This is a genomic window from Bacillus pretiosus, assembly GCF_051294775.1.
Classification (GTDB): Bacteria; Bacillota; Bacilli; order Bacillales; family Bacillaceae_G; genus Bacillus_A; species Bacillus_A wiedmannii.
The window spans coordinates 1-294 of the sequence record NZ_JBPPHF010000336.1; the positions used below are offsets into that span (position 1 = coordinate 1).

General features: G+C 33.0%; 1 pseudogene. It reads left to right on the forward strand.

From position 1 onward, the window contains the following. Window positions 1–294 (forward strand): annotated as a pseudogene (locus ACSG5Z_RS31135) (phosphatase PAP2 family protein); the annotation flags it as partial.

The window sequence follows — 294 nt, forward strand, 5'->3', positions numbered from 1 at the left end:
GTTATATACTTCTACTCGTACTCGTAAGTCCCCTTTACGATGTATTAAATAAATCTACTGTACACGCAGTAGATGTCACAACTGTAGTTGATGATTGGATTCCATTTGTGAAAGCATTTATTTTTCCTTATTTACTTTGGTTTCCTTACTTATACGGCGCACTTATTTATTATTGCTTTGCGAATCGAAAACAATATTATGACACTTTAAGTAGTATAATTCTTGGAAAACTTGCTTGTTTTTCTATTTATTATTTTTGGCAGACAACTGTACCACGTCCAACAGTCGTTGGAT